Below are 14832 nucleotides of genomic sequence, written 5' to 3' on the forward strand. Positions count from 1 at the left end.
TCAACGCCCCGAAGGCGGCATGCGGGCATCCTTTCCGGCAGGCCTGATGGCACCGCGCAATCGGTAGTTTCCGATCCATTGGCGGGCCACGGCCGCACCGTGAAAGCCAAGCCTCCGCCATGACGACGACACCCGTCCCCCCGCCCTCCCCCGCCGCTCCGATCACTTCGCAGCCCGAGCCCGATTCCCGCCGCAAGCTCGGCTACCTGCTGCTCGCCCTGGGCCTGTATGCCCTGGTGCTTGTCTTGCCGACACCGGCCGGCCTTTCGCCCTCGGGCCAGGTCGCCCTGGCGCTGCTGGTGCTGGTCGTCACGCTGTGGATCAGCGAATGCGTCTCGCCCGCCAACAGCGCGGTGCTGCTCACCGGCATGGCGGTGGTGGGGCTGATGGGCAAGTCCCTCACGCCGGGCGCCAAACCCATGGGCTCGGCCGATGCGCTCACCGTGATGCTGGGCGGCTTCTCGTCCACGGCCGTGCTGCTGGTGGCCGCCGCGCTGTTCCTGGCCGTGGCGCTCAAGCACACCGGGCTGGACCGCCGCGTGGCCCTGCTGGTGATGAGCCGCGTGGGCATTTCGCCGGCACGGCTCACGCTGGGCGCGATGCTGGTGGGCTTCGTGCTGGCGCTGTTCATTCCCTCGGCCACTGCGCGCGTGGGCGCGGTGATACCGATCATGGTCGGCATCACCGCAGCGCTCGGCCTGCCCGTGGGCAGCAGCCTGGGCGCCACGCTGATGATCGTGACGGCGCAGGCCTGCTCGATCTTCAACATCGCGGTGAAGACGGGCGCGGCGCAGAACCTCATCAGCCTGAACTTCATGCAGGGTGCCTTCGGGCACGGCGTGACCTGGGGGCAGTGGTTCCTGGCCGCCCTGCCCTTCACCATCGGCATGTCCGTGGTGCTGTTCTTCGTGTCGCTGTGGCTGCTGCGCCCGCAGGTGCCCGACGCCGAGGGTGCCGCGGGCAACCTGCGCGATCAGTTGCGCGCGCTGGGCCCTGTCAGCGCCCCGGAAAAGCGCCTGATCGCCGTGGCGCTGCTGCTGCTCGTGCTCTGGTCCACCGAAGGCACGCTGCACCCGTTCGACACGACCACCACCACGCAGCTCGGCATCGCGCTGCTGCTCATGCCGCGCATCGGCGTGATGCACTGGGCGCAGGCCGAAAAACTCGTGCCCTGGGGCACGGTGGTGCTGTTCGCGGCCTCGATCTCGCTCGGCACGCTGCTGCAGCGCACCGGAGCGGCTGGCTGGCTGGCCCAGCAGACGCTGGGGCAGCTGGGGCTCGCGGCCCTGCCGGTGGTGTCGGTGATCGGCGCACTGGCGGTGTTCAGCATCGTGCTGCACCTGGGCTTCGCCTCCGCCACGGGCCTGGCCAGCACGCTGATCCCGATCTTCATCGCCTTCGTGCAGACGCTGCCGGTCTCGAAAGAGACGGCATTCGGCATCGTGCTCGTGCAGAGCTTCGTGGTGTCGTTCGGCTTCATCCTGCCGACGAACGCGCCGCAGAACATGCTGTGCTACGGCACGGGCGCGTTCGGCACGCTGCAGTTCGCCAAGGTGGGGCTGGTGGTGACGCTGGCGGGCCTGGCGCTCATCCTGCTGCTGTCGGCCACGCTGTGGCCGTGGATGGGCGTGCTCTGACGCTGCACAGGCGGCGCGGGCTCAGCCGCGCCGCGCCGCCTGGTAGAGGCCCTGTACGCGCGGCACGTTCTGCTCCAGTTCGCGGATGCGGTCCGGCCCGCTCGGGTGCGTGGACAGGAAGGCGAGCCCGCCCTGGCTGCCGGTGGCCTCGCCCATCTTGCGCCAGAGCGTGACGGCGGATTCTGGGTTGTAGCCGCCGCGGGCAGCCATCTCCAGGCCGACGAGGTCGGCCTCCGTCTCGTCGCTGCGGCTGAACTTGAGCGAGATCAGCTGCGTGCCGATGTTCGCGGCCGCGTTGCCCAGGTCGCCCAGGCCCAGCAGTTGCGCGCCGAGCGACAGGCCCATGCTCGTGGCCTGCGTCTTGGCCAGGCGGGCGCGCGCGTGCTCGCGCAGCGCATGCGCCATCTCGTGGCCCATGACCATGGCGGCTTCGTCGTCGGACAGCTTGAGCTGGTCCAGGATGCCGGTGTAGAAGGCGATCTTGCCGCCCGGCATGCAGAAGGCGTTGATCTGCTTGCTGCCGATCAGGTTGACCTCCCACTTCCACTGCCGCGCACGGTCGTTCCACTGCGCGGAGAAGGGAATGAGGCGCTGGCCGATGCCGCGCAGGCGCACCAGCTGCGGGTGCGTATCGCCGGCGAGGGCGCGCTGGGCCTTGGCCTTGGCGAGCATCTGGTCGTACTGCTGGTCGGCGGCGGCCTCCAGCTGCTCGGCCGGCACGAGGCGCCGCATCTGCGAGGCAGAGCCCACGTCCACCTGGGCCAGCGCCGGGGCCGCCACCGCCGTGCCGGCCGCGAGCAGGAAACCCCGCCGCGCATTCCAGGGCCCGGTGCGCAGGGCGGTGCAGAAGCGGCAGCCGGTGTCGGAATGCGGCATGGCCGCAGGAGACCCATCGACGGCCGGGAAAGGGGAAGTCGGGTGATCGTTCGGCATGATGGCGCGAGTCTAGTGCGCCATGCCGCAGCGCGGCTGTAGGCCGCCCGCGCAAATGTCCATGCAACCGAAGCGGCGTCCCGGAGGCGGCGCGCCTTCACCCGCCCGCGGCCGCCTTGCGGCCACGGATCTCCGACCAGACCACGATCAGCAGCCCGCCGAGCACGCCCGCCAGCCCCCACACGGCCATGGTGGACGGCGACTCCCCCACCACCGCCACGGCCAGGGCGAACGCGGTGACCGGCTCGGCCAGCGCGAGGGTGACGCCGGTCGCGCCGCTGATGTGCCGCAGCGCGTGCGTGAACAGCAGGTAGGCCAGCCCGGTGGCCACCACGCCCAGGTACAGCACCACGCCCCAGGCGCGCGCCGACACCGCGAGCGGCCCGGCGATGGCGAAGGCGGCCGGCAGGGAGAGCAGCGCGGCCGAGCCGAACACCGCCAGGTTGACCGCCCCTGGCGCGGCGCGGGCCACCAGCCGCTGGTTGACGAGCGCATAGGCAGCGTACGACAGGCCCGCCAGCAGGCACAGCGCGATGCCGCCGGGCGGTGCCTGAACGCTGGTGCGGCCGTCCAGCGCCATGGCGGCCCCGCCCGCCACGCCGAGCAGCGTGCCCGCCCACCACACGGCCGCGGGCCAGCGGCGCTGCACCACGGTCTGCAGCAACCCGGCCCAGACCGGGCCGCTGCCGATCGCGATCGCCGTGCCCAGCGCCACGCCGCTCGCCTTCACCCCGGCGAAGAAGCTCAGGTTGTAGGCGGCCACGCAGACCCCGCCGACCAGGACGCCGCGCCAGGGCAGCGCACCGAGGCCGCGCGCGCCGCCCTGCCACCGCAGCAGCGCCGCAAAAAAGGCACCGGCGATCAGCAGCCGCAGCGCCCCCACCCACACCGGTGCCAGGCCGGAAGGCGCGAGGCTCTGCGCCGTGCCCGTCGTGCCCCAGAGCACGGCAGCGAGCAGCACCATGCCGATGCCCAGCGGCGCCCGGGCGGCAGACGGTGCCGGCAGCCGGGAGATGGAAGATGGCGTCGCAGAAGAGGTCGCGGGCGTCGGGGAGGACATGGCTGCAAGCGTGCCACGCGGCGTGGCCGCCGGATGTCGCGCAACGCTCGAAGTGCGTGCGCCTTGCACCGTGCCTCAGTCCCCGCGCAGCGCGCGGGCACCGGTGCCGCGCTCCCGGCGCAGCGCGCTCGCGAGCGCCGTGCCCGTGGCATAGCCGCAGGCCAGCGCCGCGTCGTCGAGCCGCTGTCCGCGCGCGATGCGCTGCGCGGCGGCATCCAGGCGCAGTCCGCGCAGCCAGGCCTGGGGCGTTGCGCCCGTCAGTTCCAGCCAGCGCGCATGGAAGCGCTGCGGGCTCAGGTGGCACAGGGCCGCCATGCGGGGCGTGGGCCAGGGCTCGTGCAGGGCGGCCTCCACGGCCTGCTGCAGCCGCTCCAGCGGCAGCGCCCGGCGGGCCAGCACGCGGGGCGCACGGCCCAGCAGGGCTTCCAGGTGGGCGGCCACCTGGGCCTCTCGCGCGACGGGCGCGCTCCACACGCCGGGCAGCGAGGGCTGGCCGGGCGCGCCGCCAGCCCCGCCTCCGATGGCGCGCGCCAGGCCGTCACGCGCCTGGGCCGGCACGGCGAAGCGGCGCAGCCGGTCCATGCCCGGTTGCGCCGCCGCATCGACCACGCAGAAGCGGGCCCCGGGCGAGGCCAGGTAACCGTGCCGCGCACCGGCGGGTATCAGGATGCCGCAGGAGGCATCCACGAACGCCGAACGGCCGTCCACCTCCAGCTCCATGCGCCCCTGCAGCCCGACCAGCACCTGCGCATGGTCGTGCGCATGCGCGGCGTGCTCCCCGCCGTAGTGGCGCAGGGTGCAGGAAAGGAAGGCAGGGGTTCCCGGCAGCATGGCCCGGATGGTACGCCCGGCGGCCCGCCCCGATAATGCCGCCACGCCCGGCCGTCCCCGCACTTGGGGGACGGCCAAGCCCTTGCCCATGACCTCCACGCAGCCCTCCGAGCCTCCATCGTCCGCGCCCTCCGTGCCCGCACCGCCCCGCCGCTCCTGGAGGGCCGCCTGGAAGGTCTATGCCGAACCCGCCAGCCTGCGCATGCTCGCCCTGGGTTTCTCCGCCGGCCTGCCGCTGCTGTTGGTGCTGGGCACGCTGTCGTTCTGGCTGCGCGAGGCGGGCGTGGACCGCACCACCATCGGCTACCTGAGCTGGGTGGGCCTGGCCTACGCCTTCAAATGGGTCTGGGCACCGCTGGTGGACCGCATGCCGCTGCCGCTGATCACGCGCGCACTGGGCCGGCGCCGCAGCTGGCTGCTGTTTTCTCAGGCGCTGGTGATGGCGGGCCTGGCGGGCATGGCCTTCAACGATCCGCGCGCGGCCCTGGCACCCATGGTGTGGTGCGCACTGGCGGTAGCCTTCGGCTCGGCGACGCAGGACATCGCGCTCGACGCCTTCCGCATCGAATCGGCCGACGCCGACCGGCAGGCCGCGCTGGCCGCCACCTACCAGACGGGCTACCGGCTGGCGATGATCTGGGCCGGCGCCGGCGTGCTGTGGGTGGCCGCGCGCGCCGAGGTGCCCGGCCTCATGGGCTACCAGCACGGCGCCTGGCGCACGGCCTACCTGGTGATGGCCGCCTCGATGCTGGTGGGCGTGCTCACGGTGCTGCTCTCGCGCGAGCCCGCGCCGCGCCCGCTGCCGCCCGCGCGCAGCGCGGCCGAATGGCTGCGCGGCGCGCTGATCGATCCGTTCGCCGATTTCATCGCGCGCTACCGCTGGCAGGCCGCGCTGATCCTGGCGCTGATCGCCGTCTACCGCATCAGCGACGTGGTGATGGGCATCATGGCCAATCCGTTCTACGTGGACATGGGCTATACCAAGGACGAGGTGGCCGCGGTCACCAAGGTGTTCGGCGTGATCATGACGCTGGCCGGCGCGTTCCTCGGCGGCGCGCTGTCGATGCGCGTGGGTGTGATGCGCGTGCTGATGCTCGGCGCCCTGCTGAGCGCAGCCAGCAACCTGCTGTTCGCCTGGCTGGGCCTGCAGGGGCACGACGTGACCCTGCTGGTGCTCGTGGTGTCCGCCGACAACCTGGCCGGGGGCATCGCCTCGGCCGCGTTCATCGCCTACCTCTCGGCCCTCACGAATGTGCAATATTCGGCCACGCAGTACGCGCTGTTCAGCTCCATGATGCTGCTGCTGCCCAAATGGCTCGCGGGCTTCTCGGGGCGTTTCGTGGATGCCTTCGGCTACCCCGAGTTCTTCGCGGCCACGGCACTGCTGGGCCTGCCCGTGCTGCTGCTGGTGGCGCTGGCCGCGCGGGTGCAGCAGCGCCCGCCGGGCTGAGCCGCGCCGGTTTACCGAAACTTTACGGCCACTTCAACGCCCCGAGATGCGCCGGGGAGAGCATGACATCCCGCCCCCGCGGAAGGAGACGAGAGACGCCATGAGTACCGCCCAGCTGTTGATGATCGAAGACGACTTCCGCCTCGCGCAGATGGTCATCGAATACCTCGGCCAGTCGGGCCTGGAGGTCGCCCACATGGCCGACGGCCAGAGCGGCATGGCGCGGCTGCAGGGCAGCGATGCCGGCCCGCTGCCCGACCTCGTGATCCTGGACCTGATGCTGCCCGACATGGACGGCCTGGACGTGTGCCGCCGCATCCGCTCGCTGCCCGGCGCCGCGGCCCAGGTGCCGGTGCTCATGCTCACCGCCAAGGGCGACCCGATGGACCGCATCATCGGGCTGGAGCTCGGCGCCGACGACTACCTGCCCAAGCCCTTCGAGCCGCGCGAGCTGCTGGCCCGCATCCGCGCCATCCTGCGGCGCCGCGAGACCGGGCCCGCGGCGCCCTCGCAGGCCCTGCGCTTCGGCTCGCTGGAGATCGACCGCGACGCACGCTCCGTCACGGTGGGCGGCCAGCCGGCCGACCTCACCTCCTACCAGTTCGACCTGCTCGTGGCGCTCGCGGAGCGCGCCGGCCGCGTGCTCACGCGCGACCAGATCATGGAGGCCGTACGCGGCCGCGAGCTGGAAGCCTTCGACCGCTCCATCGACGTGCACATGGGCCGCATCCGCGCCGCCATCGAATCCGACCCCAAGAACCCCAGGCGCATCCTGACCGTGCGCGGCGTGGGGTACGTGTTCGCCAAGCAGCAAGACTGAAGATGGAGGCATCCCCCTGTGGCGCTACGCGCCTTCCCCCTTCTCTCGCCACGCTGCGCGCGGCGGGATGGGGGACGACGCCAGTGGCCGGGCGAAGCCCGTTCCACGGCGTCTGCTGGCTTGGCCTGCTCCGCGGCCACCGGACGGGTGGCGGCGGCGCGCGCTTCATGGGCCGCCTGCAATGCCGCAGACCGCAGCATCAGCCGCTATGGCGTGACATCGCCACATTCTGAAACGCCCATGTCCAATCCGTTTTCCCGCCGCCTCTACCTGCGCATCTGGCTCGCCGTGGTCGGCGGGATGGCGGTGCTCACGCTGGCGGTGGGCTGGGCGTGGCGCATCGCGTCGGAGCAGAATGCGCTGTCGCAGCCGGCGCCGCCTCCGCGCGAGGTGGTGCTGCTGGATGCCGCGGGCCAGCCCGTGCTGCGCGGTCTCGCGATCCGTGTGCCGCCGACCGCCGGCGGCCCCCCGGGCGGGCTGGAGTTCAGCGTGGAGGCGGAGAACGGCGAGCTGCCCTATACGCTGCAGTTCTCGCCCCGCGTGCGGCCTCCCGGCCCCGACCGGGACCGGCGCGGCGGCCCCGAGGTCGCGTTCTGGACGCGCCCGCCCTTCGGCTTCCTCTGGATGCTGGGCATCGTGGGCATCGCGGTGGCCGTGGGGGTGTTCCCCATCATCCGCCGCCTGCTCAAGCGGCTGGAGAACCTGCAGCGCGGCGTGCAGCGCTTCGGCGAGGGCGACCTGTCGGTGCGCGTGGCCGAGCACGGCAAGGACGAGGTGGCTGACCTCGCGCGGCAGTTCAATGCCGCTGCCGCGCGCATCGAGACCCTGGTGAAGTCGCACAAGTCGCTGCTGGCCAATGCCTCGCACGAGCTGCGCTCACCCCTCACGCGTATCCGCATGGGGCTGGAGCTGATGCAGGGCAGCACGCCCTCGCCGGCATTCCGCTCCGAGATCCTGCGCAACATCGCCGAGCTGGATCAACTGGTGGACGAGATCCTGCTCGCCAGCCGCCTCGACGCACGCGAGGCCGACATGGGCACCGTGGAAACGGTGGACCTGATGGGCCTGGCCGCCGAGGAGTGCGTGCGCGTGGACGCCGAACTGCAGGCGGCCGACGGCACGGCCGCCGATGCGCTGGAAGTGCGCGGCATCGCCAAGCTGCTGCGCCGCGCGCTGCGCAACCTGCTGGAGAACGCACGGCGCTACAGCCAGGGCGACATCACCGTCACGCTGCGCAGCACGGCGACGCACGTGGAGGTGAGCGTGTGCGACCAGGGCCCCGGCGTGCCGCCGGCACAGCGCGAACGCATCTTCGAGCCCTTCTACCGCCTGCCCGGCGCCAGCGAACGCTCGGGCGGCGTCGGCCTGGGCCTGTCCCTGGTGCGCTCCATCGCGGAGCGGCACGACGGCAGCGTGTACTGCACGGACCGGCCCGACGGCGCGGAAGGTGCCTGCTTCGTGCTGCGGCTGCCGCGCGCCGGCTGACCGACCTACGCCCGCGCCGCGCGGCGCATCACGTCCCCTCCGGCTGCGGTGGCCAGCGCCACGCCATCGCGCCCAGCACCGCTGCCCCCAGGCCCAGCGCTGCGGCCGCCATCGCCAGGCCGTGCGCGAACCCCTGCCGCGGCGTGGCCGCATGGTGCAAGGCCCAGGCCACCAGCGGCGGCCCGGCGATCTGGCCCAGGCCGTAGGCCACCGTCAGCAGGCCCGCGAAGCTGTCTCCCGCCGCGGGCCAGATGCGCCGCGCCTCCTGCAGCGCATAGAACGTGATGGCTGTGAAGGGCAGCCCCAGCAACAGGCTGCCCAGGGCGAAGCCCGGCACCCCCGGCCATGCGAGGCCCAGGCCGATGGAGAAGGCCTGCAGCACATAGCAACCCGCCAGCAGCCAGCGCCGGTCCCAGGCCGCCGGGGTGCGCGTGGACAGCGCCGCGCCCAACGCCACGCCCGCGCCGAACACCGGCCAGAACAGATCGGGCCAGGGCGATCCGGCCGGCAGCACCCCGCGCGCAATCACCGGCAGGAACGTGGCGGTGACGATATAGCCCAGCCCCGCCAGGCCGTAGGCCAGCGTGAGCAGCGCACGGGCGGGGCGGCCGCCCGGTGCCAGGGGGGCCGTGGTTCGCGCCGACGCGGGCCCCGGCGCGCCGGCCGCAGGCCCCGCCGCCCCTCGCACCACTGGCCAGACCAGCGCGCACAGCACCGCGCAGAGCAGCCCGAAGACGGCCCAGCCAGCGGCGGCCCGCCAGTGCGCCGACACCATGGCGCTGGCCGACAGCCCCGTCAGCACGATCCCCAGCCCCGGCCCGCAGAAGATCAGCCCGCCCAGCGCCGGCTGCCCCAGTGCCACCAGCCGCGCCATGCACCAGGACGACACGTTGAGGAACACCACCGCGCTGGCCACGCCCGCGGCCGCGCGCAGCAGCGGCCATGCGCCAGGCACGGGCAGCCCCATGCCGCAGGTCAGCAGCACGGTGGCCGCCAGCCCCCAGCGCGTGAGCCGGGCCCCCTGCCATGACCTGGCCGTGCCCGGCGCCAGCCACGGCAGGGCCATGCAGGCCAGGGCGCCCACCAGATAGCCCACGTAGTTAACCGTGGCCAGCCAGCTGCCACCCGCGAGGGTGACCACGCCGTCGGCCAGCATCATTGGCAGCAGCGGGGTGAAGGCAAAACGGCCGATGCCCATGGCGGCGCCCAGCGCGGCCATGCCGGCCAGGGCGACGGCCAGGGGACGCTCCCCCAGCGCAGGGGTCATGGCGGCAGGATCGGATGGAACGGGATCGGGTGACATGCGGCCTCCTCTTGTTTATTCTCTTTTTCAGATTACCATCCAAACATTCCATCTCTCAACAAGAATTTCATGGACCTATCCGCCCTGGAAATCTTCCGTGCCGTCGCAGCCGAAGGCAGCGTCACCCGCGCGGCCGAGCGGCTGGGCCGGGTGCAATCCAACGTGACCACCCGCGTGCAGCAGTTGGAGGAGCAGTTGGGCGCCACCCTGTTCCTGCGGGAAGGGCGGCGCATGGCCCTGACACCGGCCGGCACCTCGCTGGTGGGCTATGCCGACCGCCTGCTGGCGCTGGCCGAAGAGGCCCGCCAGGCCCTGCACCCCGGCACGCCCGTGGGCCGGCTGCGCCTGGGCGCCATGGAGAGCACCGCCGCCGCGCGCCTGCCCACCCCGCTGGCCCGCCTGCACGCCCGATGGCCCGGCCTGCAGCTGGAACTGCGCACGGGCGCGTCGCGCGACCTGGTGGACCAGGTGCTCGCGCACGCCAGCGACTGCGCCCTGGTCGCCTGGCCGCCGCCCGGCGTGGACCCGGAGGCGCCGGTGGACCGCACGCCCGTCTTCACCGAATCGCTGGCCATTGCCCTGCCGGCCGGCCATCCGCCCGTGGCGCGTCCCGGCGACCTGCAGGTGGACACGCTCGCCGCCTTCGGCCCCGGCTGCACCTACCGCCGCATGGGCGAGGACTGGATGCGCGCGCAGCGGCACGGCGCCGCGCCCCAGGTGCTGGAGCTGGCTTCCTACCACGCCATCCTGGCCTGCGTGGCCGCCGGGCGCTGCGCCGGCGTGGTGCCGCAGTCCGTCATCGACCTGATGCGCGAGCCGCCCGCACTGCGCTGGGTGCCGCTGCCCGACCGCGAGACGGTACTGGTGCGCCGGCGCGGCTGGCACACCCCGGCCCTGGATGCGCTGCTGGACGCGCTGCGCGGTGCCCCGGCCGGCATGGCCCCGGACGCCTGAACCCGGCCATCCCCTGTTCCCAGTCCACCGGAGACCCGCCATGCCGACGCCTGTCCTTTCACCCCGCCGCACCTCGCTGTTCGACCGCCTGGGCATCGACCTGCCCATCGTGCAGGGCCCCATGACCGGCGCCGACACGCCCGCCCTGGCCGCCGCCGTGTCCGAAGCCGGCGGGCTGGGCACGCTGGGCTGCGGCATGCGCTCGCCCGCTGCCATGGCAGAAGCTGCCGCCGAAGTGCGCCGCCGCACGGCACGCCCCTTCGGCATGAACCTCTTCGTGCAGGACACGCCCTCGCCCGACGCCGCCACGGTGCGCGAGGCGCTGGACCGGCTGGCGCCGCTGTACGCCGAATTCGGCCTGGAGCCCGCCGTCCCCGCGCAGTGGTGCGAAGATCTCGCGGCGCAGTTCGAGGCCCTGGTCGAGGCCCGCCCGGCCGTCGCCAGCTTCACCTTCGGCATCCTCGACGCGCGCCAGGTGGAGCGGCTGCAGGCGGCGGGCTGCGTCGTGATCGGCACCGCCACCACCGTGGCGGAGGCCCGTGCCTGGGCCGACGTAGGCGCCGATGCGGTCTGCGCCAGCGGGCTCGAGGCCGGCGGCCACCGGGGCACCTTCCTGGCCGACTTCGAATCCAGCCAGGTCAGCACGCTGGCCCTGGTGCCGCAGTGCGTGGACGCGCTGCGCATCCCGGTCATCGCGGCCGGCGCCATCATGGACGGCCGCGGCATCGCCGCCGCGCAGGCCCTGGGCGCCGAAGGCGCACAGATGGGCACGGCCTTCCTGTCCTGCCCCGAATCGGCCATCGCCCCGGCATACCGGGCGGCCCTCGCCCAGGCAGGCGAGACCAGCACCCGCCTCACCCGCGTGTTCTCGGGCCGGCCGGCGCGCGGCATCGTCAACGCCACCATGGAGCGGCTCGCCCCCTGGGAAGGCAGCGTGCCGGCCTACCCGGTGCAGAACGCGCTGATGGGCCCGGTGCGCAAGGTTGCAGCAGCCCGGGGCTGCGCCGATGCGGTGGCGCTGTGGGCCGGCCAGGGCGTGGCGGCGGTGCGGCCGATGCCGGCGGGCGAACTGGTGGCGCTGCTGGCCAGCGAATGGCGGGCTGCGGCGGGAGGAGTCAGCGCGGGCTCGCCGGCATGACGGCGGGGCCGGTCTCCGCCATGAGGTGCCGCGCCGCGATGCTGTCCGGCAGGTAGAGGCCGCGCGCCAGATAGTCGTCCAGCCGCCGGCGGTCGGGCGCGCGCAGCTTGATGAGGGGCGGCAGCGCGCCCGCAGGCCGCGAGAACAGCAGCCGCAGCTTGAGCTGCGTGCGCCGCCAGCGCCCGAGCATGTGGTAGTAGAACGGCCCGTCTTCCGCGCGGGCCAGCGCCAGCCGGTAGCCGCCGCGCGCGCGCAGGATGAACTGCAGCGCCAGGTGCATGCTGAGGTAGTCCGGCGCATCGATGTACTGCCGCACCTCTTCGTACACGCCCAGGGATTGCAGGTGGGCGATGTATTCGTGCCCCGTGCGGTGGATCACCTGGGTCGTGAACTCCTGCTGCAGGTCGGCGATGAAGCGGCTGCCCGCGGGCGCCGCCATGAACCAGTTCTCCACCACCGGATAGGCCGCGTCGCGGGTATGGCGCCCGAGGTAGAAGCCCACGAAGTCGGCCGGGATGCGCTCCTGCTGCGCCAGCACCCAGTCCAGCGGCGCAGTGAGGATGGTGCTGGCGTCCACCCAGATGCCGCCATGCAGCCGCAGCAGTTCCAGGCGGATCCAGTCGGCGCGCTTCGCGGGCGATACGCCGTCGAGCACGGCCGGGATGTCCGGCAGCCATGCCCCGACAGAGGCATCGTCCAGCAGGCGGATCTCGTAGCCCGGGCTGTTGCGCCGCCAGTTGGCGAAGCAGCGCTGGATCAGCAGCGGCGGAGTGGCCCCTTTCCAGTAGGCCCAGATGACGCGCGGAATGGGGCGCCGGCCCTCGCCGTCTTCCCCGTCCGCCGGCATGCCCCGGGCGGGCGCGATGGCATGCAGCGCGAACGGCGGCGGGGGACAGGCCTCGAGCCGGCGCGGCCACAGGCCGTAGAACCAGCGCAGGCCGCGCGCCAGCCAGAGTTCGCCATGCGTCTTGAGCGTGGGGCGGGGGAATGCGGGCAGGTTCATCGTTGGCGAAGCGCGTGGGCGCGCAGGAATTTCAGGCGCCGCGGCCACCAGCCGCGCTGCAGATAGGCGCGCGCCAGGACATCGGCCGGCAGCGGCGACACGGCGGCGAAGTCGGCGCGGATGCGGTCGGCGGCGGCATCCAGTGCCGCCGCATCCGCGCCGGGCTGGCCCGCGGTGCGGGCCACCACGCGCATGGCGCCCGTGAGATTGCGCGCGCTTTGGTGGGCCAGGGCGAAGCGCAGCGCCGCGTCCGCGGCCTCGGGCCGGCCACGCAGCGCTTCGCTGAAAGCAAGCAGCGCGGCGGACTGGTCCAGGGCCTTGGGCAGCGTCATGGTGGCCAGGATGCTGCCACCGCGCTGGCGGTAGGCCACCCAGGGCCGGGGCGCATGCCAGTAGCTGCGGGCGCCCAGCAGCGCCAGCGGCATGGTGGCCATGTCCTCGAAATACCGGCCGGCCGGAAACCGCACGGCATCCGGCCAGAGCCCGCGGCGCGTGATCTTGGACCAGGCATGCAGCTGCCCGGTGGACAGCAGCCCGGCCAGCAGCTCCGGCCCGCCGGGGCGCAGCATGGCATGCGGGCCGTCGAAGCTGCCCCGGTGGCCTTCGCCGCGCAGGCGGTGCTTCAGGCGCGGACGCTCGCGCCAGACGGCGAAGTCGCACAGCACGGCATCGGGCGCGTGCAGGCGCACCACCTCGCGCAGCCCCTCGATGGCACCCGGCAGGAGCTTGTCGTCGGAATCGAGAAACCACAGGTAGTCGCCCCGCGCCGCACCGATCATCGTGTTGCGCGCGGCGCTCAGGCCCGCATTGCGCTCGTGGCGCATCAGCCGCAGGCGGCCGGGCCAGCGGGCGTCCAGCGCGGCCATGACCTCGGCCGAGCCATCGGTGGAGCAGTCGTCCAGCAGCAGCACTTCGACACCCGCATCGGCCGGCGCCTGGGCCAGCACCGATTCGATGCATTCGGCCAGGTATTCGCGCACGTTGAAGACGGGCACCAGCACGCTGAGCCAGGGCGCGGCCACCGTGCGGGCCGCCATCGGGGATGCCGGGACCGTCATGGTGCAGCAGGCGTCTCGCGCAGCAGGCCTTCCAGCAGGGCTTCGTAGCGCGCCGTCATGGTGGGCAGGCCGTAGTGCGCCACGGCGTCTTCGCGCGCGGCGGCGGCCATGCGGGCGGCGGCATCGGCATCGGTCAACAGCAGCGCGAGCGCATCGGCCAGCGATGCGGCATCGCCCGGCTCGGCCAGCAGGCCCGTGCGGCCGGGAGCGATCACTTCCTGCACACCCACCACGCGGCTGCCGACCACCGCGCAGCCGGCGGCCATGCCTTCGATGAGCGACAGCGGCATGCCTTCGTAATGCGTGGAGAGCACGCAGATCCGCTGGCCCATCAGCAGCCCCGGCACGTCGGCGCAGTGGCCGATGAACTGCACCTGGGGCAGCAGGTTCAATTCGCGCGCCAGCCGCTCGGCGGCCTGCCGCGCGCCGGCCTTGCCGCCACCGGCCAGCCGCACGGGCGGAGTGAGGCCGCGATCGCGCAACAGCGCCACGGCGCGCAGCAGCGTGGCATGGTCCTTCTGGCGGGCGAAGCGGGCGGCCATCACGATGCCGGGCTCGCGCGCGGCAAAGGGGTGGGCTGCGGCCTGGGCGAAGGGCTCGAGCCGTACGCCGTTTGGAATGGCGTGGATGCGCTCCGCCGGGAAGCCGCGCTCCAGCAGTGTGCTGCGCACGCCTTCGGACACCCCGACGATGGCCGCCGTGCGCCGCGCCAGCCAGCGCGCCTGCGCCAGGCGCCAGGCGGTGTAGCGCTCGCGGGAGTTGTGCTCCACGTGCACCAGCCGGGGCACGCCCGCGAGCAGGCCGGCATAGCGGCCCCAGAGGTGCTCGCTGAAACCGTGCGCGACCAGGATGTCCGGCCGCCAGCGCCGGCAGAGCGCCGCCAGCTGCCACACGGTGGCCGCATGCGCCCAGCCGGGTACCAATTCCACCGCCAGGCCCTTGGCCCGCAGCGCCGCCACGCGTTCGGGGGTGGTGGTGCGGCGCTTGGAGCGCAGCGCCAGCAGGGCGTCGAAACGGCCGGAGCCCGTGTGCGCGCGCACCAGATCGACGGCCACCTGCGTGGCGCCGGAAAAGCCGCCGGTCACGAAATGCAGCACGCGCGGCGGCCGCGCGGGCGGCATGCCCGCGGCCGGAGCGGCGTGGAGCGTGCGCGCGCTCAT

Annotated in this window: 13 protein-coding genes; 6 read left to right on the plus strand and 7 right to left on the minus strand. The window is 73.3% G+C overall.

Annotated elements, in window-relative coordinates:
* Positions 1 to 119 precede the first annotated feature (119 nt).
* Complete coding sequence (locus T336_RS0109970) at positions 120 to 1637, plus strand: SLC13 family permease (RefSeq protein ID WP_026432423.1); 1518 nt, start codon at positions 120 to 122, stop codon at positions 1635 to 1637.
* 21 nt (positions 1638 to 1658) lie between these two features.
* Here the strand turns inward: T336_RS0109970 and T336_RS0109975 are convergent, their stop codons facing one another.
* The 3 genes from T336_RS0109975 to T336_RS0109985 all read right to left on the minus strand — a co-directional run bounded on the left by T336_RS0109975 (position 1659) and on the right by T336_RS0109985 (position 4461).
* Positions 1659 to 2513, minus strand: coding sequence for a M48 family metallopeptidase (locus tag T336_RS0109975; RefSeq protein ID WP_026432424.1), 855 nt, complete (start codon positions 2511 to 2513; stop codon positions 1659 to 1661).
* Between the two features lie 154 nt (positions 2514 to 2667).
* Positions 2668 to 3630 (minus strand): DMT family transporter, encoded by a 963-nt coding sequence (locus T336_RS0109980; RefSeq protein WP_035225636.1) that lies wholly within the window; start codon positions 3628 to 3630, stop codon positions 2668 to 2670.
* Positions 3631 to 3705: 75 nt separating this feature from the next.
* Positions 3706 to 4461, minus strand: coding sequence for an AraC family transcriptional regulator (locus T336_RS0109985; RefSeq protein WP_026432426.1), 756 nt, complete (start codon positions 4459 to 4461; stop codon positions 3706 to 3708).
* Between the two features lie 88 nt (positions 4462 to 4549).
* Here T336_RS0109985 and T336_RS0109990 point away from each other — a divergent pair, with 88 nt between their 5' ends.
* From T336_RS0109990 to T336_RS0110000, 3 genes are all read left to right on the plus strand, one after another.
* On the plus strand, positions 4550 to 5911 hold the full coding sequence (locus tag T336_RS0109990) for an AmpG family muropeptide MFS transporter (protein ID WP_026432427.1): 1362 nt from the start codon (positions 4550 to 4552) through the stop codon (positions 5909 to 5911).
* 100 nt (positions 5912 to 6011) lie between these two features.
* On the plus strand, positions 6012 to 6731 hold the full coding sequence (locus T336_RS0109995) for a response regulator (protein ID WP_011793460.1): 720 nt from the start codon (positions 6012 to 6014) through the stop codon (positions 6729 to 6731).
* Positions 6732 to 6971: 240 nt separating this feature from the next.
* Positions 6972 to 8216, plus strand: coding sequence for a sensor histidine kinase (locus tag T336_RS0110000; protein WP_020424791.1), 1245 nt, complete (start codon positions 6972 to 6974; stop codon positions 8214 to 8216).
* A 28-nt stretch (positions 8217 to 8244) separates the two neighbouring features.
* On the opposite strand, the gene T336_RS0110005 is transcribed toward T336_RS0110000, so the two are convergent.
* A complete protein-coding gene (locus T336_RS0110005; protein WP_026432428.1) occupies positions 8245 to 9519 on the minus strand; it encodes a YbfB/YjiJ family MFS transporter in 1275 nt (424 codons plus the stop codon).
* Positions 9520 to 9588: 69 nt separating this feature from the next.
* Here T336_RS0110005 and T336_RS0110010 point away from each other — a divergent pair, with 69 nt between their 5' ends.
* The gene (locus tag T336_RS0110010; protein ID WP_026432429.1) at positions 9589 to 10473 is read left to right on the plus strand and encodes a LysR family transcriptional regulator; all 885 of its coding nucleotides are present in this window, start codon (positions 9589 to 9591) and stop codon (positions 10471 to 10473) included.
* A 40-nt stretch (positions 10474 to 10513) separates the two neighbouring features.
* Positions 10514 to 11611, plus strand: coding sequence for an NAD(P)H-dependent flavin oxidoreductase (locus T336_RS0110015; RefSeq protein WP_026432430.1), 1098 nt, complete (start codon positions 10514 to 10516; stop codon positions 11609 to 11611).
* Here T336_RS0110015 and T336_RS0110020 read toward each other — a convergent pair.
* The 3 genes from T336_RS0110020 to T336_RS0110030 are packed head-to-tail and all read right to left on the minus strand — an operon-like array spanning position 11589 to position 14832.
* Positions 11589 to 12614 (minus strand): glycosyltransferase family 32 protein, encoded by a 1026-nt coding sequence (locus T336_RS0110020; RefSeq protein ID WP_026432431.1) that lies wholly within the window; start codon positions 12612 to 12614, stop codon positions 11589 to 11591. The genes T336_RS0110015 and T336_RS0110020 overlap by 23 nt on opposite strands.
* Positions 12611 to 13672, minus strand: coding sequence for a glycosyltransferase family 2 protein (locus T336_RS0110025; RefSeq protein ID WP_156957827.1), 1062 nt, complete (start codon positions 13670 to 13672; stop codon positions 12611 to 12613). The genes T336_RS0110020 and T336_RS0110025 overlap by 4 nt, the downstream gene beginning before the upstream one ends.
* On the minus strand, positions 13669 to 14832 hold the full coding sequence (locus tag T336_RS0110030) for a glycosyltransferase (RefSeq protein WP_084151403.1): 1164 nt from the start codon (positions 14830 to 14832) through the stop codon (positions 13669 to 13671). The genes T336_RS0110025 and T336_RS0110030 overlap by 4 nt, the downstream gene beginning before the upstream one ends.

The sequence above is a fragment of the Paracidovorax oryzae ATCC 19882 genome (genome assembly GCF_000687165.1).
Taxonomy (GTDB): Bacteria; Pseudomonadota; Gammaproteobacteria; order Burkholderiales; family Burkholderiaceae_C; genus Paracidovorax; species Paracidovorax oryzae.

Bases quoted from the DNA above. Each gene is read 5' to 3' on its own strand.
- T336_RS0109970 (WP_026432423.1), top strand. From the start codon at position 120: ATGACGACGACACCCGTCCCCCCGCCCTCCCCCGCCGCTCCGATCACT.
- T336_RS0109975 (WP_026432424.1), bottom strand. From the start codon at position 2,513: ATGCCGCATTCCGACACCGGCTGCCGCTTCTGCACCGCCCTGCGCACC.
- T336_RS0109980 (WP_035225636.1), bottom strand. From the start codon at position 3,630: ATGTCCTCCCCGACGCCCGCGACCTCTTCTGCGACGCCATCTTCCATC.
- T336_RS0109985 (WP_026432426.1), bottom strand. From the start codon at position 4,461: ATGCTGCCGGGAACCCCTGCCTTCCTTTCCTGCACCCTGCGCCACTAC.
- T336_RS0109990 (WP_026432427.1), top strand. From the start codon at position 4,550: ATGACCTCCACGCAGCCCTCCGAGCCTCCATCGTCCGCGCCCTCCGTG.
- T336_RS0109995 (WP_011793460.1), top strand. From the start codon at position 6,012: ATGAGTACCGCCCAGCTGTTGATGATCGAAGACGACTTCCGCCTCGCG.
- T336_RS0110000 (WP_020424791.1), top strand. From the start codon at position 6,972: ATGTCCAATCCGTTTTCCCGCCGCCTCTACCTGCGCATCTGGCTCGCC.
- T336_RS0110005 (WP_026432428.1), bottom strand. From the start codon at position 9,519: ATGTCACCCGATCCCGTTCCATCCGATCCTGCCGCCATGACCCCTGCG.
- T336_RS0110010 (WP_026432429.1), top strand. From the start codon at position 9,589: ATGGACCTATCCGCCCTGGAAATCTTCCGTGCCGTCGCAGCCGAAGGC.
- T336_RS0110015 (WP_026432430.1), top strand. From the start codon at position 10,514: ATGCCGACGCCTGTCCTTTCACCCCGCCGCACCTCGCTGTTCGACCGC.
- T336_RS0110020 (WP_026432431.1), bottom strand. From the start codon at position 12,614: ATGAACCTGCCCGCATTCCCCCGCCCCACGCTCAAGACGCATGGCGAA.
- T336_RS0110025 (WP_156957827.1), bottom strand. From the start codon at position 13,672: ATGACGGTCCCGGCATCCCCGATGGCGGCCCGCACGGTGGCCGCGCCC.
- T336_RS0110030 (WP_084151403.1), bottom strand. From the start codon at position 14,832: ATGAGCGCGCGCACGCTCCACGCCGCTCCGGCCGCGGGCATGCCGCCC.